This window comes from Streptomyces sp. ISL-99, from assembly GCF_018614005.1.
Lineage (GTDB): Bacteria > Actinomycetota > Actinomycetes > Streptomycetales > Streptomycetaceae > Streptomyces > Streptomyces flavidovirens.
The window spans coordinates 120,402-147,285 of record NZ_JAGGPC010000021.1 but is presented as its reverse complement, the minus strand read 5'-3'; the positions used below and the strand labels follow the sequence as shown (position 1 = coordinate 147,285).

The window sequence follows — 26,884 nt, the reverse complement described above, 5'->3', positions numbered from 1 at the left end:
GACAGGCGGAGTCCGGAGGGGGCCCGTCGGAGGCCATTTGTGACCTCCCTACAAGGCACAGGCGTGATTTCCGGTGTAGGTGCCGCTCGTGAGCGGCTGCGTGTCCTGGCGAAAATGATCATGATCGGTGGTCAGGCCGGTCAGGACATTGAGTACGGGGGAAGTACATGCACAGCGGATACTCGGTCTTCGCCGGGACGATGGCCGACCTCACATACCCACAGGTGGAGGCGGCGGCCGCCGCGGGCACATGCGTCCTGCTGCCTACAGGTGTCATCGAGCAGCACGGCCCCCATCTGCCGCTGGGCACCGACGCCTACGGCGCCTACCAGCTGTGCCGGATGGTGAAGGACGAGCTCGACCGGCACCAGGTACCGGCGCTGATTGCTCCGCCTGTGTTTTGGGGCGTCAATCAGGTTTCCGGTGCCTTTGCCGGGACGTTCCGCACACGCCCGGAGACTGCGGCCGCATTGCACTTCGACATCATGGAATCGCTCGCCACAGACGGGTTCCGGCACATCTTCGTAATCAACCATCAGGGCGACATCGCTCACAATCGGATGCTCCTTGACGTCGTGACAGCCCGACGCGAGGAGGGCAGCACGGGAGTCGTCCTCATCGAGCCCGACTTCATCGCTGACCGGCTGGGCGAGGCGGCGAAGACACCCGCTCTGGCCACGTTCGCCATGCAGCCGCTGTTCGAGGGCCTGGAACTGACCGGTGAACTCGGTGTCCATGCCGAAGAGATCGAGAGCGCGCTGATGATGCGCTGGTTCCCTGAGCTCGTCGATTACGATGCCATGACCCAACTTCAGCCGACGGGTCTCGGGCCGGCGGACCTGGCTGAATGGCGAAAAGGCGGCGAACACGCCCGCAGAGTGACGCCGCAGGGCTACTTTGGCGCACCCAGCCCCCGCGACCCGTTCCTATGGCGCTTCTACCAGCGCATGGCCCATGCCATGGCCAATACCGTGACCAGCTCGCTCACCGCTCAAGCAAGGGGCGTGCAGGACGCTGCTTTGGGATCACCTCGCTGACCAGATGAAAATGGCACCGATGTGGAGCCCAGCAAGGTAGACGGTCGCGGCCTTGTCGTAGCGAGTGGCCAGGTTTGTACGCCTCACGATCGAAGCATGGTGGCCTGGTGGCCTGCCGCCCTTCGAGCCGAGTCGTTTGCGGTTGGCGGCCTGGTCTGCAGGCTGCGGGATCACCGCCCGGATCCCACGCCGACGCAGGTGGCGGCGGATCGCGCGGGACGAGTACGCCTTGTCCGCCAGGACCACATCCGGCGTCGTCCTCGGCCTGCCGACCTGCCTGGGGTAACCGATCTGCCGCGCAGCCCTGCCGGGACCGGCAGGGCTGCGCTCACCGTGGCCACCACCTCCGCCGGGGCCGGCGAAGGAAGAGGAGACAGCATGAAGATCGCAGTTCGAGTTGCTGTTCAACGCGACGGCCGGCGGCGCCTCACTCGACGCGCTGAACACCGCGGGCGCCCATCACCTTGCCGGCAAGGTCCTCATCGACACCGCCACCCCGAACGACTTCACCACCCCCGTCGCCCACCCCATGCCCTCACCCTGACCAGGGGTACCCGCATCCATCCTCGACCCCGTCAACACCGACAGCCTCGGCGAGCAGATCCAGCGCGCCTTCCCCGACACCAAGGTCGTCACCGACCACCCCCTCTTCCTCAGCGGCAACGACACCCACGCGAAGAAACAGGCCACCGAGCTCCTGACCGCCTACGGCTGGTCGGACATCATCGACCTGGGCGACATCACCACCGCCCCCGCCACCGAGATGATCCAGCCCCTCTACCTCAGCCTCGTCCGCGTCCTGGGCAACGAGCACTTCAACATCAAGGTCGTCCGCTGACCTCTGGCAGACACCGGCGCACCGACAAGGAACCCGCCAGCCCGGCAACGCCCGGAGGCAGGACGCTGCACGGACCCGCCACTCTCCTTCTTCCGCCATCCTTGCTTCTGGAGCCGCCTCATGACCTCCTTCCGCCGCCGTGTAACCGCGGCCGAGCGCCGCGCCCGCCTCGGGAGCCGGCACCTGCTGGCCGCCTCAGCGCGGGTGAAGACACCGCAGGAGGTCACCGACGCACTCATCGGCCTGCACGCCACCGACCCGGCAACCGTGTTCCTGGCCGCCGCCGCCCGCATGACCGAACCGGACGCCGCGACGGTGGAAGGGGCCCTGTACGAGGAACGGACCCTGGCGCGCATACGGTGCATGCGCCGCACGATGTTCGTCATCCCCGCCCACCTCGCGCCCGCTATCCAGACGGCAACCGGCAAGGACACCTACCGCGACCGCGCCGCCGCCATCGACCGACTCCACCAGGCCGCCGGCTGGGACGAGCACCGCTACACCGCGGCCGAGAACGCCGCCCTGGCCGTCCTCGCCTCGCGGGGCGAGGTGACCGCCGCCGAACTCGCGGACGCCGTCCCCGCCCTGCGCGAGCAGATCGTCACCTTCCCCGGCAAGCCCTACGAGTCCCGCCAGCGCGTCTGCGCCACCGTCCTGGGCTCCCTCGCCGCCGAGGGCCGCGTCCGCCGCGCCCGTCCCGTCGGCAATTGGACCTCCGCCCAATTCCGCTGGGCCCTGGCAGAACCCCTGCCCGCCCTGCCCACGGCCGAGGCGAAGGCCACCCTCGCCCGCGCCTACCTCGCCGCCTTCGGCCCCGTCACCGAAGCGGACCTGAAATGGTGGACGGGCTGGACGCTGACCGACACCCGCAAGGCCATCGCAGCCACCGGCGCCGAAGCCGTCGATCTCAATGAAGGCACCGGCTACCTCCTGCCCGAAGGCCTGGAACCTGCCGCCGAGCCGGAACCATGGGTGGCCCTGCTGCCCGGACTCGATCCCACCCCCATGGGCTGGCGCCATCGCGACTGGTACCTCAACCCCGACCACACCAGCGCCCTGTTCGACCGCAACGGCAACATCAGCCCAACCATCTGGGCAGACGGCCACATTATCGGCGCCTGGGCCCAACGCCCCGACGGCAGCATCAACCACCACCTGCTCACCGACCCCGGCAGCAAAGCTCGAACCGCCATCGAAACCGAAACCGCCCGCCTCACCACCTTCCTCGGCACAACCCGCGTCACCCCCTGCTACCGAACCCCCCTCGAACGCCGACTCGCCGTCTAATTGAGATGTGATCACGGCGCCTGACGTACCCGACCGGACCGGGCACAGGATGTCGGGTCCGGCAGGGTGGTTCCTTCCTAACGTGAGTGATCGAAAGGGAAGGAGGCCGGGGTGCTGGAGCGGCTGAACCAGGCCATGGAGCACATCGAGTGCCACCTTGATCAGCGGATCGAGGTGGCCGACCTGGCGCGGATCGTGGTGACGTCGGAGTATCACTTCCGGCGGCTGTTCTCCGCGTTGGCGGGGATTCCGCTCTCGGAGTACATCCGGCGCAGGCGGCTGACGGTCGCGGGTGCCGAGGTGCTGGGCGGGGAGCGGACGCTGCTGGAGGTCGCGGTGCGTTACGGCTACACCTCGGGGGAGGCGTTCGCGCGTGCGTTCCGCGTCATGCACGGCGTCGGTCCCGGCGAGGTCAGGCGCACTGGCGCGAGTCTGCAGTCCCAGCCACGGATGTCCTTCCGCCTCATCGTCGAAGGGAGTAGCAGCATGCAGTACAAGGTCGTGGAGAAGGACGAATTCCGTGTGGTCGGCAGGAAGGCGCGTGTCCCGCTCGTGCATGAGGGGGTGAACCCGGCCATCGCCACCTTCATCCGGGAGATCGGCCAGGAGACGCTGCAGCGCATCGAGGGCTTGTCCGATCAGGAGCCGGCGGGGATCATCTCGGTGAGTGACAATCTGGACGAAAGCCGCGCCGAGGGAACCGAACTCGACTACTACCACGGCGTGGTGACCCGCGCCGCGGTGCCCGAGGACATGGACGCGCTCACCGTCTCGGCCGGGACATGGGCCGTCTTCGAGAGCTCTGGGCCGTTTCCGCAGACGCTCCAGTACCTGTGGCGGGACGTGTTCACGCAGTGGTTCCCGTCCAATCCCTACCAGAGCCGACCGGGGCCCGAGATCCTGCGGACCCGACTGTCACAGGATGGGACACAGGCGGACGCAGAGCTGTGGATCCCCGTGGAGCGGACAACGGTCTGAACGGTCTGACCAATAGCGCGCGGCGGTCCTGAGCCGCCGCGCGCTGCAGACGTTGATCAAAATCGTGGAACGATCTCGGGATGTTCGCGGCGATCTGACAGACCGCCAATGGGCGCTGCTGCAGCCGCTGTTGCCGCAGGCAGCGAGCACGGTCCGACCGCCGAGGGACCAGCGGCAGGTCTTCGACCGGATCTGGTGGCGGGCGCGAACCGGCTCACCATGGCGGGACGTGCCCGAGCGGTACGGGCCCTGGCAGAGCGCGTACACGATGTTCCAGCGCTGGCAGATCGACGGCACCTGGGCCATGGTCTTGAACCTCCAGGTCAAAGCCGATGCGGCCGGACATATCAAGTCGGAGGTCTCGGTCGACTCCACCATCTGCCGGGCCCATCAGCACGCTGCTGGGGCCCGCAAACGGGCAGCTGCCGAGCTGGACCGGACGCCTCCTGACGGGCTGGCGACGTGGCCGGACGATCACGGCAAGGCCGTGGCTGGGGGAACTGAAAAGCCCAGACACCCGAGGGGCGTGCCTTGGGCGAAGTTCCTGGGGTGTGGCCTCCTGCAGGAGGGCACACCCTCTGTAATTCCGGGTCAGCCGCGCTCGCCGTCCGGGTCCGCCGGGCCCCTCTTGCAGAACACGTGCCGGGCCCCTGGTGCCACATGGCACCAGGGGCCCGGGAAAGCAACCATCTACCGGCTACTTCTGGGCCGGCTTCTTGTGTCCGCATCTCCGCCAGGGGGACGGGCGGGAGTGCGGGGATCGCGGATGCGTGACCGGGGACCACCTGCCTTCCGGGGTCTTCGGTACCCGGGCGGACTGTTCCTCGCCCGGGCGATCCTGATGGCGTCTGCCTTCCCTTCCTTGCGATCAATCTGTCGTACTGCTGGAACTGCGGGACTGCTCGCGGCCCCTTTGGGCCGTCCGGCCCGGCAGCCAACCCGAGGACCCTGGCGCATCCGGCCCTCAGGTTCCGCTGCCGTGCCACAACTCGCTTGAACTGCATGCGCGGCAGTTCGTCCCTGCCGCGCCTCACTTGCTGTCCTGGCTACGAACGAAACCCTACCCGACCAAACACCAATGTCTACTACCGCCACGGCAGATTTCCTTCCGTTAGAGGAGCGGGGATTCTGCCGCCCCCGTGTGGAAGCCGCTTGGGCGGGCACGCTAACCGGTCTGCAAAGCGGTACAACCGATCCAGGTGGGGTGTACGTGCATGAACGACACAAAGATCACCAACACGGTTGCCTCGCATCGGGTGATGGTGATGGGCGACAGCGCGGCTGACATCCGACAGGCCCGCGAGATCGCCCGCACCTTCGCCGACAGCCTCAATCCGGCACTGGGAGCGGACGTGGCCGGCACGTTCGTCCTTGTGGTGTCCGAACTCGTCACCAACTCCCTGCGTCACGGCGGCGGCCGCTACACCCTTGAACTGTCCGCCGACCGGGACGCGGTGACCGTCGCGGTCAGCGACCCCAACCCCGCGCCTCCACGTGAGGTCACCCCTGACCTGAATGGCGGCAGCGGAGGCTTCGGCTGGCACATGGTCCGCCGCCTGACCAACAGCGTGACCATCACGCCCGGCTCTGGCACCGGCAAGACAATCAACGCCCACATCGCCAGGCCCGCTGGCCAATCGGCAGAGTAGCCGCGGTGTTGTTGCAGAGCGACAACGGGCGACACCCCGGCACTACGGAATGCATTCGTGGTCGGCACCGGGGCACAAGGGGGCACCTACGACGCATCAGTCGGCGGAACCCTTCCCGCGACCGTGCCGGCCGAAGAAGATTCGTCGCAGCGCGGCGATCAACTCAGGTGGCGGCGGGGCTGTATCCCGTTGACTGCCTTGGCGGTACGTCATGCACCCAGTTCTCAACGTGCTGAGGCCGGTGCCAGGCAACCGACGGATGGACGGCTGGCTCGTCGAGAACGCCAGCTGCCGGGGAGATCCGCTGTGAGACACCGGCCGCTCATGGCAGGACGATCACGTGTGCGCAGCCTAAAACTCAGCTTCGGGGCCAGTCGGCTCAATCGTCTCGCCTTCGGCTGCGACATTGCAGCAAGTACGACGCTTTGGCAGGGATACTTTCGGCAGAGCGGGCAGACGACAAGTATTAGATTCGCCCGATGCGTGCCGCGAGAGCGTCAGCCTCCTGCAGGGGTGCACAACTGTTCATGGGAGTGACGGCCGTATGGACCGCGCGGGACCATCCGAGGACCCCCTGCACGACCTGTCGGTCCAGGTGTCTGAGGCTGCGGAAGCTGTGGTCGCCGCATGGTCACAGGCTTCGCAGGTCTCGTCGCCCCGGCTGTCCGCGCTCCAATGGGAAGCACTGCTGGCCACGAGACGCAGGCCCAATATCAACCTCACCGGGCTGGCCGATGAAGTCGGCGCTGCTCCGCCTGCGGTCAGCAGGCTGTGCGATCGCCTCGAAGCAGCCGGCCTGTTGCGCCGCGAGCCCGGCCGCACGAGTCGGCGGGAGATCGGACTGGTGTTGACTGTAGCGGGGCACGAGCTGATCGATGCTCTACTCGGCCGCCGATACGCACTGTTCGCTGATGTACTCAGCCGTATGCCGTCAGCTGAACGTACGCGCCTCCTGACCGGATTGCTGGCCTTCTCGAAGGCTGCTCAGCTCGCTGAGAACGACCGGGAACGGGATTAGGACTTGTCCGGTCGATCATGTCCGGAGCCAGATGACGAGGGCTGCTGGGGGTCTGCCCGGCCCGATCCTCGGGACGCGGATCTTCTCCTGCACCGGTTTGAATCGGTGCGGGCGTCGGCGGCGTGTTGATGCGCCCGCACGACAGCGGAGTCGACCGAGATGTCCAGTCGATGTCGCCCGCGGCGTCGGCCTGGACCTGGACCTGCTGGAGCAGTCGCTCCCACGTCCCGTCTGCGGACCACAGCCGGTGGCGTCCGTAGAGCGTGCCACCCCTCGCTGCGGGTGAGGGTGCTTGGGTCGCCGGGCTCACGGAGCACGCCCTGGCCAGGCACTCCGACCTGGACCCAATCGTTGCGCTATGGCAATACTGGCCGCGTAGCAACGATTGGGCTCGACGTTTCTGATGGGGGTGTGGGAGGGCGTGAGCCGTGCTGCGGGGCGGGGCCGGGAAGCCGCATCAACTCGGTAGGGCAGGTGCTAGGCGATGTCCGCCGAGCGCTCGTGGCCGGTTGTTTCGACGGGAAGGCCGAGGTGTGCGGCGGCGGCCTGGAAGGCTTCCAGGCCTTCGGCCAGTGCGGCCAATTTTGCCGGAGTCATCTCCTGGAGCACCGTTTCGACCTCACGCGCCCGAGACGCACGGGACTCGGCGAGGACTGCGCGTCCGCGTCGGCTAAGGCGCACTTCGATCTCTCTGCGGCTGGTCGTGCTCGGATATCGCTCAAGGAGCCCGGCCGCTTCCAGGCGGTCGCACAGGCGGCTGACGGATGACGGTCGCGTCCCGAGTACCTCGCCCAGCGCGCGCAGATTGGCACCCTCCTGCCCTGCGAGGGCCGTGAGGGCGCGTAGCTGAGAAGGCGAGAGTGGGCCGGACGGTGCAGCTTCCTGCCCACGTCCCCAGAGCAGCTCCACGAGTTCCGACACCGCGCATGCGGCGTGAGCCACTTGTTCATGGTGAGCGGAATGCAGAGTGCGGGGCATGGGACCACTCTCTCACCCGTGAGAGTGGTTTGTCAGCTCCCGCCAATTCACCAAGCCTATGGCTCGTGCCACCGCTGCCTCGTGGCCGCCTTGCACGCCCGGCTTCTGGCTGCGGCTGGGCGGCCGCTCCTCCTCACTTGGTACGCCCACTCCTGCGCGTCCGTCAGGTGGCACCGTGGTACCGGATCGCGAAGCGAACCGCATTACGGACCGTTCCTGGGGACACGGATGGCCAGGGCGAGGGTGTCGTCGGGGTGAAGGACCACTGAGCGCATCTCGGCCGCTAGGGAGCTGGGGATTTCAGCCAGCGGTCTTGCCGCGTGCCGGCGCGCCGCCTCAATGAGACGTTGCTCGCCTTCGATGGGGTCTCTGCGGCTTTCGGTGAGACCGTCGGTGTAGAGGATGAGGAGGTCGCCCGGGCGGAGGTCGGTGTGCAGGATCTGCTCGCTTCCCGGCAGCGGGAAGCCGATGCCTCTTCCCTTCGCCTCGAGGTAGCGGGCTTCACCGTCGGTCGGGACCAGAAGCGCGGGAGGGTGGCCGCCGTTGGCCAGTTGCAGCTTTCCGGTCGCCGGGTCCAGCCGGGCCAGGAGGGCCGTTGCCATGAGGTCGGGGGCGAGGGGCATGAGGATCTCGTGGGTGCGGGCCAGGATCGACTGCAGGGGATGGCCTTCGAGGGCCAGGACGCGCACGGCATGGGTCACGTTGAGGGCGCTGCGGGTGCTGCCCAGTCCGTGTCCGAGTGCGTCGACCACGGTGATGTGCAGGGTGCCGTCGGGCAGGGTGAACCAGTCGTAGAGGTCGCCGCCGGTGGGGGCGTTGGGGTCGGCGGGTTCGTAATGGACCGCGAGCTCGAGCCCTTCGATGCTCAGCGGCGGGGGGCGCAATGCGTCTTCGAGTTCCTGCAGGATCTGGCCGTGTGCTCGTCGAAGCTGTTCGTCGCGTTCTTCGAGTTGTACGTAGAGCGCGAGGACGCCGGCGTTGGTCTCGGCGAGTTCGTGCTTGAGGCGCCGGTGTTCGGCGCCGAGCGCGTCGGTCTGGGCGAAGGCTGTGCGCAGCTCTTCCTCGATGGCCTGTGTTTCCGTCCATGGGGTTCGGTCCGGCCACGGGTCGCGTCGGCTGTCGATGTCGTCCGGAAGGCTGTTGGACAACGGCGCCTCTGGCGGTACCAAGACGGTGAATCTCCAGGTCACGGAGTTGGGGGACGAGTTCGTGGCGGGCAGCGGCATGCCTGCTGCGGTGAGGGTGCCAGATGCCTGCGGGGATCGCAGTGTCACAGCCAGGACATAGGAGTCCGCATCAGTCCCCGCTTCTTGGGCGGTGTGCAGAGTGACGGGGCGGCCCGCTTGCAGTTCGTCTTCGGCCAGGTCGGCGACTGACAGCACGAGGCGGGCTCTGACGTCTGGTGGGAGCCGGTATGCGCGTGCGAGGCGGCGCACGGCCCGGCGCAGCGGCGCCATGGTGTGAAAGGGGTGGCCTGTCATCGAGATTCCTGGTGTGCCTGGACGCACAGGACGGTGGCGTCGTCTCGGCTGGAGCGGTGGCCGTGGGCGAGCGCTGCGGCCAGCAGAGGGGGTGGCAGGCGCAGCATGAAGTGTGAGGGGGCGTGGGCCCATTGGGCGTTGATGCCGTCGGTGTGCAGCACGGCGGTGGTACCTGGGGCGAGCGGAATGCTGTGGGCCTTGGGGTTTGGCATCTTCCAGCCGACGATGCCTGGCTGGCCGGTCAGTCGGTGGTCCACGCCGCGAGAAGAGAACGCCAGCGTGCGGACGTTGCCTATGCCGCAGTACTGCGCGTGGTCGGCGTGCAGGCGCAGGAGGCCGACGGCTGCTCCCCGGGAGTGGCGCAGTGCTCTGTGGAGCACGGTCATCAACTGGGGCAGCGGCTGATGCGATGCGGTGAGGAAAGCGCGTAGCGCGATCTGGGCGACTTCGGCAGCCTGGGGCCCGTGTCCTAGCCCGTCGATGACGATCGCGGTGCGGATGTTGTCGTTCTCTACGATCGCGCCGGTGTCGCCGCACTCTCGTTCGCCGTCGGCGGGCAGGCAAAGGAACCCCGTGTTCCGCGCCAGGCGAGGCTGGCCGGGCAGGGTGAGGCGGGCGGAGACCAGGGTGCCGGTACCGGCCTCGGTGCGGATGGTGAGTTCGGTCGCTATCCGGCTGACCGCTCCCAGGCCGGCGCCCAGGGTGCCGGTGGTGGTGTAGCCGTCGGTGAGGCAGCGTTGCAGGTCGTGCATGCCCGGGCCTCGGTCTGCGGTGAGGATCTCCAGGCCGGCGCCGAGGGACAGTTGCTGGACATACAGGGCGCCGCCCGTGGCGTGCTTGTCGAGGTTGCTGGCGAGTTCAGAGGCGAGGACCGCGGCCTGGTCGGGCATCGCGCCGGGCAGTTCGCACTGCTCGGCGCACGAGCGGGCCACGTCCGCGGCCAGCTGGATGGCACTGGAGTGGTCGATACGCACGACTGCGGTCGGCCTGGCGACCGTGCGTGTCACCGGTGCGCCCAGCGCGTAGTGATCACTGTCGTCCCCGCGCCGGGCTGGGTGTGTACCTCGAAGTCGTCCATGAGCCGACGGGCGCCGCCCAGCCCGTGGCCGAGTCCCGCGCCGGTGGTGAAGCCGTCGATCAGGGCGGAGTCGAGATCGGCGATGCCCGGCCCGTCGTCGCTTATGGTCAGCCGCACCCCCTTCACACCATGCCGGTGCGGGAACTCGATGGTCAGGACGCCTCCACCGCCGTGGATGTAGGCGTTGCGTGCCAGCTCGCTGGTGGCCGTCACGACCCGTGTCTGATCGACGATGCCGAAGCCGACGGCGAGGGTGGCCGCCCGTACCGCATGCCGGACCGCGAGGAGGTCTTCCTCGGTGGTCAATGGCACCCGAGTGGTGGGTTCTGTCGGAGCGCCGTCGGGCGTGGCGCGGTGCGCGGCGGAGGCAGGGGCAGGGGCAGGGGCAGGGGCAGGAGGAGTGCCGGCGGAGGTCGTTGGCTTAACGAATTGCGTCATGTCGGGCCCCTTCCGGGGGCTGCGAACTTTGATGCCAGCCCAGGGCGGTCATGCCCAGTTCGGCGTTGAGGGCGGTTTCCACGCCGACGAGTTCGATGCCCAGTTCGACGAGGGTGATCGCGACGGGTGGTCGCATTCCGGCGACGATCACCCGTGCTCCCAGGAGCCTGGCCATCGTGGTCAGGTCCATCAAGGTGCGTGCCACGAACGAATCGATGATCTCGAGCCGGGAGATGTCGATGAGGACTCCGCGTGCCCGGTCCGTGGAAATCCGCTCGGTGAGATCGTCCGTGAACGCGAGAGCGGTCTTGTCGTCCAGCTCGTTGAGCAGCCCGGTGATCAGGACGTCGCCCAGGCGCAGGATGGGAACGCCCGTGGACGCTCGCCCGCTCATCGCGGCGCCGGCGCGGCCACAGGCAGCGGGCCGGCGGTGAGCTTGATGGCTTCGGACAGGGCGTCGGCGAGGGTGGCCCGGGTCATGATGGTGGACAGGTCGATGCCGAGCTGCGCGATGGTCTGCGCGATCGGCGGCCGGATACCGCTGATGATGCAGTCCGCCCCCATCAGCCGTACGGCGTTGACGGTCTGCATCAGGTGCTGCGCCACCGCGGTGTCCACGGTCGGCACACCGGTGATGTCGATGATGGCGACCGTCGCCTCTTGGTCCTGGATGGCCTGAAGCAGGTTCTCCATCACCACCTGCGTGCGTGCCGTGTCGAGAGTGCCGATGAGCGGTACGCCCAGAACCTGCCGCCAGAGCCGCACCACCGGAGTCGACAACTCCAGCAGCTGCCTGCTCTGCCTGCGGATGATCTCCTCGCGCCCCTCGACATAGGTGTCGAAGGAGAGCGCACCGGCCGCGTCCAGGAGCTGGTTGATGAGCAGTGACGTGGCGGTGGGACTCTCCCCGCCTCTGGCTCGGCGCAAGGAGAGCTGGGCGACCGCACGTTGGAGATCGGCATAGGAGGTCACGATGCGCTCAACCGGCAGGGGGCTTTCCAGCCCAGCAGCGACAGCGGCAACCAGGGCGTCCGCCTCCTCGCGCAGCTCACTCTCCCGCATGCCCGTATGGACTGCGCCCTGCTCCATCTGGAGCTGCACCCACCGGTCCGCTATCTCATCGACGCGGCCCTCCATGGCACCGACGACGCACTTACGCGCCGCCATCTCACTGCCAGTCACCCGCACTCCCCTTCGCGAACTGCCGCAGGCAACGCCCGGACGGGCGCGCCACTCAGTTCGATTGTTGCCATGTGGCAAATATAAGCACGTGGCACACGTCTATGGGAAGCGGCTCGATCGCGAACCGTGAGGCTAGGTCGACAAGGGGCGAAACTGCTGGTCAGAGGCCCTTTGGTCTCAGCAGTGCCGACCAGCCGCCTGCATGCGGGGGAACCTCACGCACGAGCTTGCGCCGAGAGCACCAGCCGCCCGTCACAGCGATGTGGGGCTCCTTCGGCGATCAGCGCGGCCTGAGCCCGCGAGGCACGTCGGACCCCGGAGCTGTCGGCCGGCCCCACTGGGCAACCGGGAGGCGACGAAGGCGGCGCTCTGCCTCTTGCACGGCAGCGAGCCCGCCCTTCCGTCGCGGGAAGGACCGAGGCGGCGACTCAGCTCGAGGATGGATCGGCGCGGCCAAACCAGTCCAGGCACAGGACCAGCGCGTCGTCTTCAGCCTCCGCGTCGCGGTAGGAGGCCAGTTCCTGCAGGAGCGCCCGCGGCACGGCAGCGGCCGGCAACAGGCTCACGGCCTGGATGGCCCGCGCCAGAGCCCGCTCCCCGTACGCCTCGCCGGCGCCGGAGACAGCCGAGTAGACCCCGTCGCTGACGAAGATCAGGCGGTCGCCCGGCACTGCCTGGAAGTCCTGGGCCACATAGGCGGTCTCCTCGAACATGCCCAACGGGAGCTGAGCCTCGAAGGCGACGTGCTCTACGAGTTTGTCTCTCTGCCGCCACAGTTGGGGCGATCCAGCATCCACCACCTGCCCGCGACCGGTGGCCAGTTCGAAGGACAGGATGAGAGTGGAGACGTATTGCGCTCCGCGGTGCTGCGCATATACAGCCTGGTCGGCCAGGGCTGCCTGATCCGCGATGTCGATGCCGGCCCTACGGGCGTTGCGCAAGGCGTTGACGGCCAAATTGGTGAGCAGGGACGCCTCGATCCCCTCCCCCATGCCGTTGGTCACGCTGAGAGTGAGACTCTCGGCCGAGGACGACCAGTCGAAGTTGTCGCCGTGGATGTCGTAGGCAGGTTCCAGCTGAGCGCCGATCGCATACTCGGGCCGCTTGCAGGCCCGGGCCGGCAGCAGTTGCCACTGCATCTCCGATGCCAAGGTGAGACGGCTGGCACGCCGAGCCTGCAGATACAGGTCGGTGTCGCGCTCGGCGACGACGATCTCATGCCCGAGCAGTTCAGCAAGCTCGGTCAGTTCCTCAACGGTGTCGGGCGTGCATCTGCGTTTGGGCAGGCGCACAGTCAGGATGCCGAGCCTGTCCCCGCGTACGGTCACTGGCAGATGCAGATCCACGGCCCCGCCTTGAGCCGCATACTGCCCGAACGGCTCCTGGCTCCCGAACGCGCGGCCTTCCGGGCTCGATTCGGCCGACAACGGCTGCGACGTATGAGGCAAGGCCGTCACCGGCTGCAGGCACGTGAGACCGTAGTCGGCCATCAACAGGTCGACCTCCAGGGCCTCATAGAACTCGATCAGTGCGGCTCGCATCGCGTCGAAGAGCGCATGGGGGGCCGCAGTGCGCACTGCGCGTCCCGCAGCCAGAAAGTTCGTCACGATAGAAACCATTTCGTCGACAATTAAGGCAGATCGGACATTTTAGGCAGGACCTGCGCCGGAACGAGGGCGGGCGCCTGCCTTAATCCCGACAGTTGCCCCCTTGGGGACCTCCTACGACCACAGGAACCAGACCAAACTATTGCCACACGGCAAATGTGCACCCTACCGGGGGCAGCACGCAGGCAGGGGGTGTGCCATGCGGCCCGCTGTCATCGGCGGCTGAGAACCACAGGGTGGGGACGGCCGCCGTTCGTCGGCGTATCTCCCGGCTGGGCGTGCCCCCTGCCCTATCCAGTGACGTGCGTTTGCCAGGCGCAGCAGCGGTCACATGTAGGACGTCCACTTGCCTGAACGGAAGGACGTGAGTGCTGTGGCGGACGAGAAGGCCGAGGCCAAGGTCGAGCAGGCCAAGGGCAAGACGAAGGAGGTTGCCGGCGGGGCAGTCGGCAACGAGTCGATGGAAGCCGAGGGCCGGGCCGAGCAGGCAAAGGGCGATGCACGTCAGGCGAAGGAAAAGATCAAGGACGTCTTCAAGCACTGACGCTCGGTTTGTGCGTTCAGTCAGGGCCCGGCAAACTCCTCTGCCGGGCCCTGACACATGGCTCGCGGCCCTCGCCAGGGTCAGTGAGAAGCGGCAAGCAACTAGGACCTTGTCCGGCCGTTCATGTTCGGAGCCAGATGATGACCGCCGCGGCGGTGACGGTGCCGAGGAAGCCATAGCCGCGCTTGCCGTAGCGGGTCGCCACAGCTCGGCACTGCTTCAGCTTGCTGATCGCCCGCTCGACGACGTTGCGTTTCTTGTACCGCTCGCTGTCGAACCCGGTGGCCGCCGGCTCCGCGACTTGTCTGCGGCGACGCTGTCTGGGCGCTTGCGCGGCCTGCCCGGGGCGTTCCGGCGCCCGCGTTCACAAGGTGTGGTTCTACCGGCAGAACATTGCTGACGCTCGCCCCGCTGTTCTGGTGCTGCGGCGCGGACTTCCGGTAGATCTCCGGAAGCAAGTTCAAATGACGAAGGTGTGGGGGGGTTACGACGTGGTGCCCGCCCTCGCACTGCTGGCGGAGTATGCCTACGACTGTCCCTTGCACCGGTTTCGGCGGAAGCGGCAGGCTCCGCAGGGGTGTTGATAGCTCCAACGCTGCATCGTTTTCGCCTGTCCGGCTCTCTCCCCGAGTGACGCTCACCCATGAGAGTGCCGCTTCTGGTCCACCGGTCACCGCTTTGCCGCGCGAGCTGTGATGACCCGGACCTCGTCAAGCCTCTGCCTCAGCTCGCTTCTCCCGCTGGCGGGTGTAGCCGGCTGGATGAGAGTGGGAATCAGCACAGCACAGGAGCGCTAGCATCAATGCGCCGCTGATGTCCGATCGAGAAGGCGATTCCACGCGATGGCCGATGACGCTTACCTGTTTCTTCTTCCTGACCGGCATCCTCGCCTGGGGGCAGCTCTGGCTGCCGTCGGCGTTCTGGAGTGCACGGAAACCCCCGCCGTTCACGGCTGGCTACAGGCCCACGGCGTCTCGGCCTCCTCTGAGCAGGTCCGGATCCTTCCCGCCGAGGCGAAGGCGTTTATCCCCGAGGACGCGGAGCGCCTGCCTGTGCCGTTGGGCGAGGAGGAAGCGTTGCGGGTCCAGCAGGAGTGTGCGCCTCAGTCCGTCACGGACATGGAAAGTGAGCTCTTGGAATTCCGGGAGACGACTCAGGACTGGCAGGCTCTCGTGCACCGGGCTCTGACTGCCGGGATTCCCGCGCCGCGCATCGTCCAGTTGACCGGCCTGGATCCCCAGGACATCGGTCGGATGACCGTCTGACCTTGCCCGCGACACCGTCTGGACGTCACGAGCCGCACCCACGGGGGACCTGATCGGCGTTTGCCGAGGGGCCGGGGCGGCGTGTGATGAGCACGGTCGACCGGTCAGTGTTCGAGCGGGTGACCACGCGCTCCTGGCCGGGGGCGGAACCCGTGCCGGCTGCGTCGGTTGCCTTCTCCCGCATCTACAGCGGCGTGCACTGTCCCAGTGACGCTCTAGGGCCTGTCCGGCGGATCATGTGGCTGCCGGGGTGGGGCAGGAGTTGGGGTTGACCTCAAGTCGGGTTGAGCTTCTAGGTTCGGGTGCGCAGATGTCGACGTACCTGAGAGGAACGGCCATGAGGACGCTGGTGCTGGGAAGGACGCCCGCCAGGGTGACGGAGGTGCTGGCCACGTTGCGCGCGGACGGCTTTGACGCGGAGGGAGTGAGCACCGACGAGGAGGCCCGGAAGCTGTTGGAGTCCGAGGAGTTCGGGGTGCTGATCATTGGCGGGGGTGTGGAGCCGGACTCCCGCGCAGCGATCAAGGAGTTCGCGGCGGAGCACCGGGTGCGGCGGGTGATCGACGGTGCCCTGACGGAACCGTTCGACAGCTATGTGCGGCGGGAGTTCGAGCCGCTGATCCGGGAGGCCGCCTCCAAGGGGTGACGGGCACGGGCCGCCCAGGCGTTGATCTAGGCACTGTGCGGCGGATCATGTGCGGAGCCATAAGCGGATCGCTGCTGCGGTGACGGTGCCGTGGAAGACATAGGCCCGTTTGTCATAACGAGTGGCGACGGCACGGAAGTTCTTGAGCCGGTTGATGGTTCGCTCGATCTCGTTGCGACGCCGGTAGCGCTCGCGGTCGAACCCGGTGGGCCTGCCGCCGGTGCTGCCTCGGCGCCGGCGGTTGGCTCGCTGGTCTTTCGGCTCCGGAATCGTGTGCTTGATTCTGCGTCTTCGTAGGTAGTGGCGGTTGCGGCGGGAACTGTACGCCTTGTCGCCGCTGACATGATCCGGCCGGGTCCGGGGCCGTCCGCCCAGCGGCCGGGGAACCCGGATCCGGTCCAAGACCTCGGTCAACTGCGGGGCATCGCCCCACTGCCCCGGCGTGACCAACAGGGACATGGGACGGCAGCCGCCCTCACCAGCGAGGTGGATCTTGCAGGTCAGACCGCCCCGGGCCCGTCCAAGTCCCTCATCGGGGCGATGGTGCCGGGGCGTCGTCCTTTTTCGGAACCCGCGGCCGGCTCTTGCGGGCACCTGCCGCGTGCTGATGGGCCCGGCAGGACGTTGAGTCGACGCCGACCATCGACCAGTCGATCCGCCCCGCGAGATCGGCTTCGGCCTGGACCGCCTGCATGATCCGGTCCCAGGTGCCATCCGCCGACCAGCGGCGATGCCGTTCATAGACGGTCTTCCAGGAACCGTAGCGTTCCGGCAGATCACGCCACGGGACACCGGTCCGAATTCGGAACAGGATCCCATTGATCACCATGCGTTGATCGCTCCACCGGCCCCCCGGCCACCCAACGGCGGTAGGTGCGGCTCCAGCACCGACCACTCGCGATTCGTTAGATCCCCCCGCCCCACGACCGAACCAACGAGCGACCAGCCAGAAAGTCACATGATCCGCCGGACAGTGCCTAAGCCGACGTCGCGCCCTGGGCGCCTCCGCCACGGCTCTGGCCGGCCTCGCCCTGACGGGCTTCGCGCGAACGGCCGAGCCATCCGGCCCTCCGGCCGCCGGGCACGGTAACGGGGAAGCCCACTCTCCGGAGGGCTCTGGGCACACACCCGCACAGCCGAAGCCGTTCGACGAGTCCTTCAAGGGACGCCGCATACAAGGCGCGCCCTCGCATCACGGAGGACACCACGGCGCCGGTTACTCCGTGCACATCGACGGCGAGGAGCTGCACGTGATGCAGAACGCCGACGGTACGTGGATCAGCGTGATCAATCACTACGAGACGTTCACCAGCCCGCGGGCCGTGGCTCGCGCCGCCGTGGTCGAACTTCAGGGATCGCAGCTCGAACCCCTGCTCTGACGGCACCGCCGTCCAGCAACGCCGTCCAACCCTGAACCCGAAGGCATTTCCCATGACCGTACGCAAGAACCAGGCGAACCTCACCCCCGCCGAGAAGCGCCGCTTCGTCGACGCGCTGCTCGAGCTCAAACGCAGCGGGCGTTATGACACGTTCGTTACTACCCACAACGCGTTCATCATGAGCGACACCGACAACGGAGACCGTGTGGGCCACCGTTCGCCGTCCTTCCTGCCCTGGCACCGCAGGTTCCTCATACAGTTCGAGCAGGCTCTCCAGGCAGTGAACCCAGACGTGGCACCGCCCTACTGGGATTGGACTGTGGACCGCTCCCCCACGTCCTCTCTGTGGGCGGCCGATTTCCTGGGCGGTACCGGCCGAAGCAGGGACGGGCAAGTGAGCGACGGCGCATTCGCAGTCACCGCCGGCAAGTGGCCGGTGTCCGTACGGGTCGACGGACGCGGTTTTCTCCGCCGAGCCCTCGGCTCCGGCGGCCAGCAGCTGCCCACTCGCGCGGAGGTCGAATCGGTACTCGCGATGCCCTTCTCCGAACTACTGGGGGTGTCCCGTGATCAGGTGACGGGACGGTCAATCCCTAGGTGTTGCTGGCCAGCAGATTCTTGAAGCCTTGCTCTAACCGCACCAGTGGAGTTCGTCGGCGACGGCGAACACGCCGACCGCGACAAGGCCACCGTCGCGCGGGAACCGCGCACGTCTCCGCCGCAGGCCCGTTCGACTGAGCTAGCCGCGCTCGGGTTCGTCGTGGATGGTCAATGCTCCGGCGAGGTCGAGGTCGGCGACAGTGCCGTGTGCCCCGGCGCGGACGAGCAGCACTGCGCCGAGCGCGGTGCTCCAGAACGTCCTGGCCTCCACACTGAGCGGTCGACGGGTCCTCCAGCCGCGACTGTCGATGAGCTGGCTCACGAAGCGCTCGGATTGTCGGAACAGCAACTGGAGGTGCTGGTCGACCACGGGGGCGAGTTCGGGCTTGGAGATCCCGGCGGCGAGTGCTCGCGCGACCGATGGGAGCGAGGGCATGGCGAGCACGGCGCGGGCGATGTTGCGTCGAAATGTCGCCGCATCGGGGGCTTGGCGACCGATGCGCTCAATCCGTCGGGCGTCGTGCAGCAAGCCGAGAAAGGCGGCGTGCACGAGCAGCGAGTCCTTGGAGCCGAAGTAGTAGGTGACCTGATTGGGGAAGACGCCTGCCGCGTTCGCGATCTCCGCGACGCTCACCTCAGCGCCGGGCCGCTCCCTGCACAGCTGTGCAGTTGCCTCAATCAGCCGGCGCCTGGTCGCGCGACCGCGGTCACGCGACCGAGCCGACGTTGATCGAGCTTCGGTTCGCTTCGTCTCCACACCCAAATTGTATGTGATACAACAAGACTTCGTTCGCTTGTATCGCATACAAGAAAGGTCCAAGGACATGCAACGGACTGAAGTCGTCGTGACCGGACTCGGCGCGATCACGCCACTCGGTGGGGACGTGGTGTCCACCTGGGACGCCCTGCTTGCCGGCGAGTCCGGCATCCGCGGCGGCGTCCTGCGAGGCCACGAGGACGCCGGCCTTCCCGACACCGTCGCGGGGACGATGGCGATCGACCCCGCTGAATTGCTGCTGCCGGTGCAGGCCAGGCGGCTCGACCGCTCGCAGCAGGCAGCCTTCACTGCGGCGGCCGAAGCCTGGGCCGATGCCGGCGCCCCGGACGTGGACCCGGACCGGCTCGCATCGGCGATCGGCACGGGCATCGGGGGCGTACGGACGCTGTTGAAGGAAGACGACGTACTGGAGGCGGCCGGGACGCGGCGCGTCTCGCCACGTACGGTCCCGATGCTCATGCCCAATGCAGCGGCGGCGCTGATCAGTATCGAGTACGGCGCACGGGCCGGGGTCTACACGCCCGTCTCGGCGTGCTCTTCCGGTGCCGAGGCGATCGCCCTGGGGGCCAGGCTCATCCGTGCAGGCGAGGCGGACGTGGTCATCGCGGGCGGGACCGAGGCCGCGATCACCCCGATCACCGTCGCCGGCTTCGCCCAGGCCCAAGCGCTGTCGCGGCACACCGCCGAACCCGCCTCAGCGTCACGGCCGTTCGCCGCGGATCGCAGCGGATTCGTCCTCAGTGAAGGCGCCGCTGTCGTGGTGCTCGAAAGCGCCGAGCATGCCAACGCCCGGAGCGCGCGCGTCCACGCGGTGCTCGCGGGCGCTGGCATCGCCGCCGATGCTCACCACATCACGGCGCCCGCTCCCGACGGCTCTGGTCAGATCTCGGCTATGCGGAAGGCCCTCGCGCAAGCCGGCTTGGCTCCCGAGCAGATCAGCCACATCAACGCCCACGCCACCGGGACTCCGGTCGGTGACGTCGCCGAGGCGCACGCGATCGGGGAGGTCTTCGGCCGCGCTACCGTGACAGCTCCCAAGGCGGCGCTCGGCCATCTCTTTGGCGCAGCCGGCGCGATCGAGGCGCTCATCGCCGTCCTCAGTGTGAAGCACGGCGTCATCCCGCCGACTCGCAACCTCACCGCGGCCGGCGTCGGTCCCGACATCGACCTCGATGTCGTCGCAGAGCGACGAGACGTCCCCCAGGAGGCCGTGCTCAGCAACTCCTTCGGCTTCGGTGGGCAGAACGTCTCACTCATCGTCACCGGCGCACGGCACCACGCGTCCCGTACAGCCTCGACCACATCGTGACCCACGCGAACGCACCCTTGTCCGTGGAGGGTCGCCGCCGAGGGGAAGGGTCGGTATGGGGCCGGAGAACGGCTGCGAACGGCGCGAGTGTACTTTCCTTCCCGTGTTGGAACACCAGAACGAGACCAGGGCGGCCTACGACGGGGTCGTCGAGCTCTATGCGTCGATGTTCGCCAATCGGTTAGAGACGCAGCCGTTCGCGCGGAACATGATCGGCACCTTCGCCGAGCTCGTGCGTGGAACGGGGAACCTGCGGGCCGCCGACGTCGGGTGCGGGCCCGGGCATCTGACGGCCATGCTGCACGACTTGGGGCTGGACGCGTTCGGGCTCGACCTCTCCCCGGCCATGGTCGACCACGCCCGGCGGGCCCATCCGGCGCTGCGGTTCGATGAAGCGCGAATGGAGGCCCTGCCGGTCGAGGACGGCGCGCTCGGTGGCGTGCTGGCCCACTACTCGATGATCCATACCCCACCTGGGGAATTGCCCGCGCTGCTCGCTGAGCAGGTGCGTGTACTGGCACCAGGGGGCCTGCTCCTGGTGTCCTTCTTCGGGACCGAGGGGCCGGAGCCGGTCCGCTTCGATCACAAGGTGGCGCCCGCCTATAGCTGGCCGGCGGAGCAGTTTGCCGAGTTGCTGGCCGGGGCCGGGCTCGTCACGGTGGCTCGGTTGCTCCACGACCCAGCGTCCGAGCGAGGCTTCCTCGACACCCACTTGCTGGCCCGCCGCCCGTAGAGCGTGGCCGGTGGCCTGATGCGGGGTGGTGTAGATCGTCCGCGCGGATGAAGCTCGTCTGAAGCGCCGTGTTCTGGCCGATCGGTTCCGATCGGTGCCGTCGTCCTCTGAGCATCGCCGGAGGTGACAACCGTCCAGGTTACGAAGGCGGTGCGGCCACTGCAGTGGTGCGAGCAGCGATCCCCCGGAAGGTGGGAATTCCCAGGTCGACGGACTTCTGCTGCCGGGCCCATCAGCACGCGGCAGGCGCCCGCAAGAGCCGGCCGCGGGTTCCGAAAAAAGGACGACGCCCCGGCACCATCGCCCCGATGAGGGACTTGGACGGGCCCGGGGCGGTCTGACCTGCAAGATCCACCTCGCTGGTGAGGGCGGCTGCCGTCCCATGTCCCTGTTGGTCACGCCGGGGCAGTGGGGCAATGCCCCGCAGTTGACCGAGGTCTTGGACCGGATCCGGGTTCCCCGGCCGCTGGGCGGACGGCCCCGGACCCGGCCGGATCATGTCAGCGGCGACAAGGCGTACAGTTCCCGCCGCAACCGCCACTACTTACGAAGACGCAGAATCAAGCACACGATTCCGGAGCCGAAAGACCAGCGAGCCAACCGCCGGCGCCGAGGCAGCACCGGCGGCAGGCCCACCGGGTTCGACCGCGAGCGCTACCGGCGTCGCAACGAGATCGAGCGAACCATCAACCGGCTCAAGAACTTCCGTGCCGTCGCCACTCGTTATGACAAACGGGCCTATGTCTTCCACGGCACCGTCACCGCAGCAGCGATCCGCTTATGGCTCCGCACATGATCCGCCGCACAGTGCCTAGTGGGCGCCGCACTCGGTGCTGGTGCGGCCTTCGCGGTGCGGGGTCTGGTGCCCTCGCACTCTCAGAGCCAGCGCCCGCCCGCCCGTCCATGCGTCGGCGACCACCGGCGAACCGGTGCGGCCGCGGGGCGCTCTCGGACGTGGCGGCGCGGGTGACGCCGCGAGGGCTGTAGGAGTACGAGTTGACCTTGGTTCCCGCTTCGTCGGCGAGCGCGATGACGGAGCCGAGCGCGTCGGTGAGGGAGTAGTAGCTCTTGCCCCCGGTCGTCATGGAATTCAGCGTGCCCCCGGGTTCCCGGTTGCATCCCATGTCCACACCCGCGGCGCTCTTCGCGGACAGGCCGAGTGGCCCGTTGTGGAAGAACGTGTCGCCGAGCTTGATCCGCTCACTCTGGTCCGTGGACCCGTACTGACCGCCATACGTCTTGCCGCCCACGGTCAGAGACGTGAGCTGGGAGTAGTCCGACCACTTCTCAGCCGTGCGGGCCTCAGCCGTGATGGAGGCCCCGGCGGTCTCGTTGCCGACCTTGTCGTAGGACCAACCCGTGGTTACACCGTTCTTCGCGGTCAGCTGTGAAGCGTCGTTGTAGGTGAACGTCGAACCCGATCCGGGGCAGGTGCCGGTGTCAGACTGGGACGTGAGGTTGCCGGCCGCGTCGAAGCAGTACACCCACGTGGTCTTCAGCGTGATCCCTGCGGTCTCCTTGGCCAGCGTCATCCGCCCAGCACTGTCATAGGTGTACGTCCCCTTGGGGGACGTCGCCTTGATGGCGGTCGGACGCCCGGACTTGTCGAGCGTGACGTCCTGCACGGTGCCGCCGGGGTAGGTGGTCTTCGTGCGGGTGTCGTTGTTGTTGTAGGTGTACGTGGTGAGCTTGCCGGTCGGGTCCCTCAGCTCGGAGAGCTTGTTGCCTTGTTCCACGTGTAGTCGGTGACACCGGCCGGGTCCTCGTAGGTGTCGACGTTGCCCGCCGGCGTGTACGTCAGACGAGTCTGCAAGCCGTTCTGCAGCGTACGCACCGTCTCACGCGACAGCGGGTCGAAGTCGTACGACGTCAAGCCGGTGCCGTCGGAGCGCTGCTTCAGGTTGCCGTCCCCGTCGTAGGAATAGGTGACGGGGCGTAGCCCGAGGTGTCGACCTTGGTGACCCGGTCACGGTAGTCGTACGTGTAAAGGGTGGTGACGCCGCGCCCGTCCTTGCCCGTCGCGGGCCGGCCCAGGTCGTCGTAGGTGTACGTCGTTACGCCGAGCGGGGTGGGCGGGGTGACCTTGCTCAGGTTGCCCTTGGCGTCGTAGGTGAACGAGGTGACTTTGCCACGGGCGTCCTTGACGCTGCAGCGCTGGCCTTCGAAACCGCCGCAGGTCGCGGTGGTCTTGTTGTACGTGAAGTTCCGCGTTCCACCGCCGGTACCGGTCACCGCGACGGATGCGGTGTTGCCGGCCGTGTCGTAGGTGAAGGCAGTCTCCTCGCCGTCCGGGGTGGTCATGGAGCCGGGAAGGTCCGTGCCGGCGATGGTCTGGTAGCCGGTGACGGCGGACGTAGCTCCGGTGGGCAGCTTCGCCGAGGTGGGGTTGTTGCGGGCGTCCCAGCCGTAAGTGGTCACGTTGGCGCCCACGCCGTCCACGCCCATCGCATCCGTGGTGGTGGCGATGTTGCGGTTGGCGTCGTAGGTCCTGGAGCAGGCGCGGTCGTTGGCGTCGGTGACCTTCCCGTCCGCGTCAGTGCTCGTACTTCGTGGCGTGCTGCTCGGTGAAGCGCAGTGCGTCCCCGGTGGCGTCGTACAGGATGATTTCCGAGGCGGAAATCTGGAGGTAGCGCTCGTAGCCCTGCCACCAGCGCTGGGAGACCTTGCCCCACGGGGCGTCGAACGAGTTGTACGTGCGCGACAGCTGAAGCTTCTGCGCCACGCCCGCGACGTCGCAGTCGGTGCCGGCCAGCATCAGGTTGCCGTTCGAGTAATCCACCCGGGCAACCAGGGAGTCCGTGATCCGGAAGTTCGACATCTGATGCCACAGCACTGAGCCGTGACCTGAGGGTGCGTACGGGATCGACTCGGCGTCAGCTGAAATCGCAGCGGACATCCCACCGCTCTTGCTGGTGCGCGCCTTTTGTGAGGACCGGGCGCGTTCCTTCTGCGCGGCTCGCCACTCAGCCACTTCCTTGGACGGAGCGGCCTCAGCCTGCGGCTCGACGGGCTTTGTCGATCCGACCTTGACCGGCGGCACGTCAGTTTCGGAGCGTCCTTGCCCCATACCGACTTGGGCGGCGTCTTCTCATCGGCCGGTGCGGCCACTGCGGGCATCACGCCGGCCGTGACCGCCAGGACCGCGACTGTCGCGGTGAACAGGCGTCTTGCTCGCACCCGGGCACGTCGAGACGACGTGCCCATGGCAGGTGGAAACATTTTTCCCCCGGGAAGACGAAACCGGCAGACCCCACGGCCGCCGGACGCACATCGCCAGCGGCACTCCCCCGCGATGCCGGATTCTCCCGGACACCCGAAACCACAGTGTTGCCGCTCGGTAACAGTTGCTACTGCACACACGTTTGAACACATTCCGTTGAACTTTCGCGAGCACTCAGCGAAGCAACTCGCAGTCGGTCACCGGTAGTCAGCGTCGGCACCTACAGCGAAGGAACCGCCGACACCCAGCGCGTGGGGGGCCTCTACGGGCCGGAGGTCTACGACGCCTCGGCCTGCAACGCCGACGCTCGAAGTGGCCTGCAGGCGTCCACCTGCCGAGAGCTTGCCTGTACAGCTGGGTGATGCTGCCGACGGGCCCCCGTGCATCGGCGCGGAGGTCATACGTCTGTCTGATCTGAGCAGAATCGTTTTGGGCAGAAGCGTTGCGTAAGAGATTTGTGGCACCCGACGGAACGCTGGTGACGCGAACGGACTGGCACACAGCCGCTTCGGCCACCCGGGGCAGCGCTCTGCTGGGCGCTCGGACTCGCCATGGTCGCCAGCAATATCCAGGCGCTCTTCCACCCAACGTGGCTGGCTTCGCTCTGGTACGTTCCGTGGCTGCTCACCGGGGCACTGCTCGGGGCATGGGTCGCCTGCCGGGCTTTGGACAAAGCGACGACAGAAACAGGGGCGCCGCCTCAGCCGTCATCCTCACGCGGAAAGAGGGACATCAACACGGAAGACGCCGCCTGAAGCACCCCGCCAGAGAACGACCCGGAAAGACGCATGCGCGTAGCCTTCGCGATGCGCGGCCGGGCTCACGGGTGTTGCCTCACCCGCCGCAAAGACCACACCGGCTGTGCGGTCTCATTGACAACGGCGTTTTCGTCGTGGTCGAGGTGGCTTCGTTCCACGTACACGCTGGAGACGCGGCCGACGATGCGGAGCAGGTCGTGCGGGTCTGCCTTCCATCCACCAGATATCGGGCATGGCTCAGTTTGCTCCGCTGCGGGAGGGGGCGAGGGTGAGCAGGCCGCAGCCGTATGCCTTGGAGGGGCCGATGCCTTCGACAAGGCACGCGCTGAATGCAGCGGGGTCGGTGTTGCGCAGGCGTCCTTCGAAGGTGGCGGTGTGGAGGGTGACGCGTCGTCCTTTGCCGTTCGACCTCGCGGGCGGAGTTGGTGTCCCATGGGCTTGCTTCGGAGGCGGTCGGGGCCTCTCTATGAGCGGTTTGCCGCCTGGTCGAGGCCGGGTGCTCGAAGCCCTCTGCGGACAATCTGTCAGCCCTGGGGCTGCACGGGCTCCACATCCTTGGACAGGGGAACCTGTCCGGTGTTTTCCACGTGCCGCGCCGCAACCCAGACGGGCTTGTCCCGCAGCAGGTACCAGATACCGTTGCCGTCGATGACCTGGGCACGGACCTTGCTCTTCAGGCCGATCTGGGCGCCATGATGGAGTGTTCCGGTGACCGCCGAATCGGTGCTGGGGTACTTGCGCAGATTGACGCCGATGCTGCTGACGACAGTGCCGAATGGCTGCTGCGGGCTGGCCATCTCTTCCTCCAGGTCGTGGTTGGTGCCGCTTGATCACCTCACCCGTGAAGGGCGTGGTGACCGCAGAGTAGATCGTCGGACCGTGGAAATGCTGGAGGCTGTCATATGCCGACGGCCGGGTCGCAGGCATCGCGTGTCATCACCCGCGTCGTCTTTGCGGCCTGCCTCCGGTGCTGAACGCCAGCCAGCCGTGGCCGCGTATCTGGGTGCCAATGCCGACGGATCGCCCTCGCGCGACACTTCCACAGCGACGTCCCGCAAGGGCCCACGACTGATCACGCGGGGCAGGGTACGACCCGACGAACCGGGCGGAGGGGTGTCCATGGGCGCGGCACGACGACGAGAAGATCGAACGAGTGTCTACGCCGAGCCCGCTTGTACGATTCGCCGCTGGCGCTGGCGCTCGCGTTCCTGTGGTCTTCTCTGCAGCCACTGCTGTAGCAGTGTGCCGAGCTGAAAGGCTGCCTCGTTTCATTCGTGACCAACGCCCGGGTAACTGACGCCACCTCAGTCCTTGCCGCCGTAATACAGGCCGTTCGGATCGGAATAGGTCTCGGGGTGCGTTGCGGCGGCGTATTCGCCTCGCGCTTCGGCGCGCTGGTAGGCGTCGTGTGGTTGGGCTGATCCACCGCCTGTTCGAGGTCTGCCTGCTGCGCGATGGGGTATCCGCACACACGAGACCCGCTGCGAACGGAGCAACCCGATGAGCGATCACCTTCAGGTCACCTTCGACGCCCACGACCCGCGGGCACTGTCGTCCTTCTGGCGCGATGTGCTGGGCTACGTCCACCCCGGTCCGCCCGGTGTCGACCTGCCCGAGGACGCCGACCCGCTGGCTGCGTGGGACGACTTCCTCGCGCAGGCCGGCGTACCGGAGGAGCAGCGCAACACGAGGTCGGCCATCGAGGACCCGGACGGGAACGGTCCACGGCTGTTCTTCCGGCAGGTACCGGAGGACAAGGTCGCCAAGAACCGCGTCCACATCGACGTCCGTGCGGCTCCCGGACTGGAGGGAGACAAGCGGATGGCGGCGCTGGAGGCCGAGTGCGAGCGACTCGTCGCGCTGGGAGCGACGCGGATACGTCGGCATGAGCCCACTCCTCCGCTGGGCGTCGGCCACATCGTGATGGCCGACCTCGAAGGCAACGAGTTCTGCCTGGACTGACGCAGCTCAGCTGTAATCACCAAACCGCGGCAGTCGGCGATGACGACGTGTCCGGCAGTGAGGCGGGCGCGAAGCCGGGCTCGCAGAACGGCAAACCCTCACCGCTCGGATGCCGGACC

At 67.5% G+C, this 26,884-nt stretch carries 29 protein-coding genes and 5 pseudogenes; 16 read left to right on the top strand and 18 right to left on the bottom strand.

The features are described from left to right. Nucleotides 1-167: 167 nt before the first annotated feature. Nucleotides 168-1,037 carry a creatininase family protein gene (locus J7E91_RS12835; protein ID WP_214902333.1) on the top strand — a complete coding sequence of 290 codons (870 nt, stop codon included), beginning with the start codon at nt 168-170 and terminating at the stop codon, nt 1,035-1,037. Here J7E91_RS12835 and J7E91_RS12830 read toward each other — a convergent pair. After that, nucleotides 1,026-1,307 (bottom strand): annotated as a pseudogene (locus J7E91_RS12830) (transposase); the annotation flags it as partial. The gene J7E91_RS12835 and the pseudogene J7E91_RS12830 sit on opposite strands and share 12 nt — an antisense overlap. A 127-nt stretch (nt 1,308-1,434) precedes the next feature. Between J7E91_RS12830 and J7E91_RS12825 the strand changes: the two are divergent. Continuing rightward, the gene (locus J7E91_RS12825) at nt 1,435-1,581 is read left to right on the top strand and encodes a hypothetical protein (RefSeq protein ID WP_214902330.1); all 147 of its coding nucleotides are present in this window, start codon (nt 1,435-1,437) and stop codon (nt 1,579-1,581) included. Here J7E91_RS12825 and J7E91_RS12820 read toward each other — a convergent pair. Next, nucleotides 1,573-1,851, bottom strand: coding sequence for a hypothetical protein (locus J7E91_RS12820; protein WP_214902327.1), 279 nt, complete (start codon nt 1,849-1,851; stop codon nt 1,573-1,575). The two genes, J7E91_RS12825 and J7E91_RS12820, sit on opposite strands and share 9 nt — an antisense overlap. A 144-nt stretch (nt 1,852-1,995) precedes the next feature. On the opposite strand from J7E91_RS12820, the gene J7E91_RS12815 reads away from it, so the two are divergent. From J7E91_RS12815 to J7E91_RS12795, 5 genes are all read left to right on the top strand, one after another. After that, nucleotides 1,996-3,162, top strand: a complete 1,167-nt coding sequence (locus J7E91_RS12815; RefSeq protein WP_214902324.1) for a winged helix DNA-binding domain-containing protein — start codon at nt 1,996-1,998, stop codon at nt 3,160-3,162. 111 nt (nt 3,163-3,273) lie between these two features. Next, complete coding sequence (locus tag J7E91_RS12810; protein ID WP_214902322.1) at nt 3,274-4,140, top strand: AraC family transcriptional regulator; 867 nt, start codon at nt 3,274-3,276, stop codon at nt 4,138-4,140. A 64-nt stretch (nt 4,141-4,204) separates the two neighbouring features. Further along, nucleotides 4,205-5,137 (top strand): IS5 family transposase, encoded by a 933-nt coding sequence (locus J7E91_RS12805; RefSeq protein WP_308376462.1) that lies wholly within the window; start codon nt 4,205-4,207, stop codon nt 5,135-5,137. A gap of 217 nt (nt 5,138-5,354) precedes the next feature. Then, nucleotides 5,355-5,789, top strand: a complete 435-nt coding sequence (locus J7E91_RS12800) for an ATP-binding protein (protein WP_214902316.1) — start codon at nt 5,355-5,357, stop codon at nt 5,787-5,789. 544 nt (nt 5,790-6,333) lie between these two features. Next, the gene (locus tag J7E91_RS12795; protein WP_214902313.1) at nt 6,334-6,807 is read left to right on the top strand and encodes a MarR family winged helix-turn-helix transcriptional regulator; all 474 of its coding nucleotides are present in this window, start codon (nt 6,334-6,336) and stop codon (nt 6,805-6,807) included. A gap of 110 nt (nt 6,808-6,917) precedes the next feature. Here J7E91_RS12795 and J7E91_RS35860 read toward each other — a convergent pair. The 8 genes and pseudogenes from J7E91_RS35860 to J7E91_RS12760 form a co-directional block, all read right to left on the bottom strand. Next, nucleotides 6,918-7,072: pseudogene (locus J7E91_RS35860) on the bottom strand (IS5/IS1182 family transposase); the annotation flags it as partial. A gap of 212 nt (nt 7,073-7,284) precedes the next feature. Continuing rightward, nucleotides 7,285-7,785 carry a MarR family winged helix-turn-helix transcriptional regulator gene (locus J7E91_RS12790; protein ID WP_214902311.1) on the bottom strand — a complete coding sequence of 167 codons (501 nt, stop codon included), beginning with the start codon at nt 7,783-7,785 and terminating at the stop codon, nt 7,285-7,287. A gap of 203 nt (nt 7,786-7,988) precedes the next feature. Next, the gene (locus J7E91_RS12785; protein ID WP_214902308.1) at nt 7,989-9,266 is read right to left on the bottom strand and encodes a PP2C family protein-serine/threonine phosphatase; all 1,278 of its coding nucleotides are present in this window, start codon (nt 9,264-9,266) and stop codon (nt 7,989-7,991) included. Continuing rightward, a complete protein-coding gene (locus J7E91_RS12780) occupies nt 9,263-10,273 on the bottom strand; it encodes a SpoIIE family protein phosphatase (protein WP_308376454.1) in 1,011 nt (336 codons plus the stop codon). The genes J7E91_RS12785 and J7E91_RS12780 overlap by 4 nt, the downstream gene beginning before the upstream one ends. Next, nucleotides 10,270-10,656: an ATP-binding protein gene (locus tag J7E91_RS12775; protein WP_308376453.1), complete on the bottom strand. Its 387-nt coding sequence runs from the start codon at nt 10,654-10,656 to the stop codon at nt 10,270-10,272. The genes J7E91_RS12780 and J7E91_RS12775 overlap by 4 nt, the downstream gene beginning before the upstream one ends. Nucleotides 10,657-10,765: 109 nt before the next feature. Then, the gene (locus tag J7E91_RS12770; RefSeq protein ID WP_214902302.1) at nt 10,766-11,176 is read right to left on the bottom strand and encodes an STAS domain-containing protein; all 411 of its coding nucleotides are present in this window, start codon (nt 11,174-11,176) and stop codon (nt 10,766-10,768) included. Continuing rightward, complete coding sequence (locus J7E91_RS12765; protein ID WP_308376452.1) at nt 11,173-11,964, bottom strand: STAS domain-containing protein; 792 nt, start codon at nt 11,962-11,964, stop codon at nt 11,173-11,175. The genes J7E91_RS12770 and J7E91_RS12765 overlap by 4 nt, the downstream gene beginning before the upstream one ends. A 428-nt stretch (nt 11,965-12,392) precedes the next feature. Beyond that, nucleotides 12,393-13,583 (bottom strand): PP2C family protein-serine/threonine phosphatase, encoded by a 1,191-nt coding sequence (locus J7E91_RS12760; RefSeq protein WP_214902299.1) that lies wholly within the window; start codon nt 13,581-13,583, stop codon nt 12,393-12,395. A 361-nt stretch (nt 13,584-13,944) separates the two neighbouring features. Between J7E91_RS12760 and J7E91_RS12755 the strand changes: the two genes are divergently transcribed. From J7E91_RS12755 to J7E91_RS12740, 3 genes are all read left to right on the top strand, one after another. Further along, nucleotides 13,945-14,115, top strand: a complete 171-nt coding sequence (locus J7E91_RS12755) for a CsbD family protein (RefSeq protein ID WP_374224684.1) — start codon at nt 13,945-13,947, stop codon at nt 14,113-14,115. Between the two features lie 842 nt (nt 14,116-14,957). After that, the gene (locus J7E91_RS12745) at nt 14,958-15,380 is read left to right on the top strand and encodes a DUF6003 family protein (RefSeq protein WP_214902297.1); all 423 of its coding nucleotides are present in this window, start codon (nt 14,958-14,960) and stop codon (nt 15,378-15,380) included. 337 nt (nt 15,381-15,717) lie between these two features. Then, entirely contained in the window at nt 15,718-16,026 is a 309-nt protein-coding gene (locus tag J7E91_RS12740) for a hypothetical protein (protein WP_214902294.1), read from the top strand. Between the two features lie 45 nt (nt 16,027-16,071). On the opposite strand, the pseudogene J7E91_RS12735 reads toward J7E91_RS12740, so the two are convergent. Further along, nucleotides 16,072-16,950 (bottom strand): annotated as a pseudogene (locus J7E91_RS12735) (IS5 family transposase). A 71-nt stretch (nt 16,951-17,021) separates the two neighbouring features. Here J7E91_RS12735 and J7E91_RS12730 point away from each other — a divergent pair. After that, entirely contained in the window at nt 17,022-17,405 is a 384-nt protein-coding gene (locus J7E91_RS12730; RefSeq protein ID WP_214902435.1) for a tyrosinase cofactor, read from the top strand. A gap of 52 nt (nt 17,406-17,457) precedes the next feature. Then, nucleotides 17,458-17,943 (top strand): annotated as a pseudogene (locus J7E91_RS12725) (tyrosinase family protein); the annotation flags it as partial. A 201-nt stretch (nt 17,944-18,144) separates the two neighbouring features. Here J7E91_RS12725 and J7E91_RS12720 read toward each other — a convergent pair. Then, nucleotides 18,145-18,810, bottom strand: coding sequence for a TetR/AcrR family transcriptional regulator C-terminal domain-containing protein (locus J7E91_RS12720; protein ID WP_251015573.1), 666 nt, complete (start codon nt 18,808-18,810; stop codon nt 18,145-18,147). A gap of 19 nt (nt 18,811-18,829) precedes the next feature. On the opposite strand from J7E91_RS12720, the gene J7E91_RS12715 reads away from it, so the two are divergent. The 3 genes and pseudogenes from J7E91_RS12715 to J7E91_RS12705 form a co-directional block, all read left to right on the top strand. After that, nucleotides 18,830-20,092, top strand: a complete 1,263-nt coding sequence (locus tag J7E91_RS12715) for a beta-ketoacyl synthase (protein ID WP_214902288.1) — start codon at nt 18,830-18,832, stop codon at nt 20,090-20,092. A gap of 103 nt (nt 20,093-20,195) precedes the next feature. Further along, the gene (locus J7E91_RS12710) at nt 20,196-20,825 is read left to right on the top strand and encodes a class I SAM-dependent methyltransferase (protein WP_214902285.1); all 630 of its coding nucleotides are present in this window, start codon (nt 20,196-20,198) and stop codon (nt 20,823-20,825) included. A 221-nt stretch (nt 20,826-21,046) separates the two neighbouring features. Continuing rightward, a pseudogene (locus J7E91_RS12705) lies at nt 21,047-21,621 on the top strand (IS5 family transposase); the annotation flags it as partial. Here J7E91_RS12705 and J7E91_RS36995 read toward each other — a convergent pair. From J7E91_RS36995 to J7E91_RS12690, 6 genes are all read right to left on the bottom strand, one after another. Continuing rightward, the gene (locus J7E91_RS36995) at nt 21,584-22,561 is read right to left on the bottom strand and encodes a hypothetical protein (protein WP_308376450.1); all 978 of its coding nucleotides are present in this window, start codon (nt 22,559-22,561) and stop codon (nt 21,584-21,586) included. The pseudogene J7E91_RS12705 and the gene J7E91_RS36995 sit on opposite strands and share 38 nt — an antisense overlap. Beyond that, entirely contained in the window at nt 22,531-22,698 is a 168-nt protein-coding gene (locus tag J7E91_RS36990; RefSeq protein WP_308376448.1) for a hypothetical protein, read from the bottom strand. The genes J7E91_RS36995 and J7E91_RS36990 overlap by 31 nt, the downstream gene beginning before the upstream one ends. A gap of 23 nt (nt 22,699-22,721) precedes the next feature. Continuing rightward, nucleotides 22,722-23,270, bottom strand: coding sequence for a hypothetical protein (locus J7E91_RS36985; RefSeq protein WP_308376446.1), 549 nt, complete (start codon nt 23,268-23,270; stop codon nt 22,722-22,724). A gap of 88 nt (nt 23,271-23,358) precedes the next feature. Continuing rightward, nucleotides 23,359-23,658 carry a DUF6531 domain-containing protein gene (locus tag J7E91_RS36980; protein ID WP_308376444.1) on the bottom strand — a complete coding sequence of 100 codons (300 nt, stop codon included), beginning with the start codon at nt 23,656-23,658 and terminating at the stop codon, nt 23,359-23,361. Between the two features lie 1,382 nt (nt 23,659-25,040). Beyond that, complete coding sequence (locus J7E91_RS35855; RefSeq protein ID WP_374224686.1) at nt 25,041-25,271, bottom strand: type I-E CRISPR-associated protein Cas6/Cse3/CasE; 231 nt, start codon at nt 25,269-25,271, stop codon at nt 25,041-25,043. Nucleotides 25,272-25,327: 56 nt separating this feature from the next. After that, on the bottom strand, nt 25,328-25,600 hold the full coding sequence (locus J7E91_RS12690; RefSeq protein WP_214902282.1) for an SH3 domain-containing protein: 273 nt from the start codon (nt 25,598-25,600) through the stop codon (nt 25,328-25,330). Nucleotides 25,601-26,303: 703 nt separating this feature from the next. Here J7E91_RS12690 and J7E91_RS12685 point away from each other — a divergent pair. Next, nucleotides 26,304-26,765 carry a VOC family protein gene (locus tag J7E91_RS12685; protein ID WP_214902279.1) on the top strand — a complete coding sequence of 154 codons (462 nt, stop codon included), beginning with the start codon at nt 26,304-26,306 and terminating at the stop codon, nt 26,763-26,765. Nucleotides 26,766-26,884 lie beyond the last annotated feature (119 nt).

What these genes read in the sequence shown, in the direction of transcription:
- J7E91_RS12835 (WP_214902333.1), top strand. Translation starts at nt 168, where the DNA reads ATGCACAGCGGATACTCGGTCTTCGCCGGGACGATGGCCGACCTCACA.
- J7E91_RS12815 (WP_214902324.1), top strand. Translation starts at nt 1,996, where the DNA reads ATGACCTCCTTCCGCCGCCGTGTAACCGCGGCCGAGCGCCGCGCCCGC.
- J7E91_RS12800 (WP_214902316.1), top strand. Translation starts at nt 5,355, where the DNA reads ATGAACGACACAAAGATCACCAACACGGTTGCCTCGCATCGGGTGATG.
- J7E91_RS12795 (WP_214902313.1), top strand. Translation starts at nt 6,334, where the DNA reads ATGGACCGCGCGGGACCATCCGAGGACCCCCTGCACGACCTGTCGGTC.
- J7E91_RS12790 (WP_214902311.1), bottom strand. Translation starts at nt 7,785, where the DNA reads ATGCCCCGCACTCTGCATTCCGCTCACCATGAACAAGTGGCTCACGCC.
- J7E91_RS12785 (WP_214902308.1), bottom strand. Translation starts at nt 9,266, where the DNA reads ATGACAGGCCACCCCTTTCACACCATGGCGCCGCTGCGCCGGGCCGTG.
- J7E91_RS12770 (WP_214902302.1), bottom strand. Translation starts at nt 11,176, where the DNA reads ATGAGCGGGCGAGCGTCCACGGGCGTTCCCATCCTGCGCCTGGGCGAC.
- J7E91_RS12760 (WP_214902299.1), bottom strand. Translation starts at nt 13,583, where the DNA reads ATGGTTTCTATCGTGACGAACTTTCTGGCTGCGGGACGCGCAGTGCGC.
- J7E91_RS12745 (WP_214902297.1), top strand. Translation starts at nt 14,958, where the DNA reads ATGGCCGATGACGCTTACCTGTTTCTTCTTCCTGACCGGCATCCTCGC.
- J7E91_RS12740 (WP_214902294.1), top strand. Translation starts at nt 15,718, where the DNA reads ATGAGGACGCTGGTGCTGGGAAGGACGCCCGCCAGGGTGACGGAGGTG.
- J7E91_RS12720 (WP_251015573.1), bottom strand. Translation starts at nt 18,810, where the DNA reads ATGCGATACAAGCGAACGAAGTCTTGTTGTATCACATACAATTTGGGT.
- J7E91_RS12715 (WP_214902288.1), top strand. Translation starts at nt 18,830, where the DNA reads ATGCAACGGACTGAAGTCGTCGTGACCGGACTCGGCGCGATCACGCCA.
- J7E91_RS36985 (WP_308376446.1), bottom strand. Translation starts at nt 23,270, where the DNA reads ATGGGCGTGGACGGCGTGGGCGCCAACGTGACCACTTACGGCTGGGAC.
- J7E91_RS12690 (WP_214902282.1), bottom strand. Translation starts at nt 25,600, where the DNA reads ATGGCCAGCCCGCAGCAGCCATTCGGCACTGTCGTCAGCAGCATCGGC.
- J7E91_RS12685 (WP_214902279.1), top strand. Translation starts at nt 26,304, where the DNA reads ATGAGCGATCACCTTCAGGTCACCTTCGACGCCCACGACCCGCGGGCA.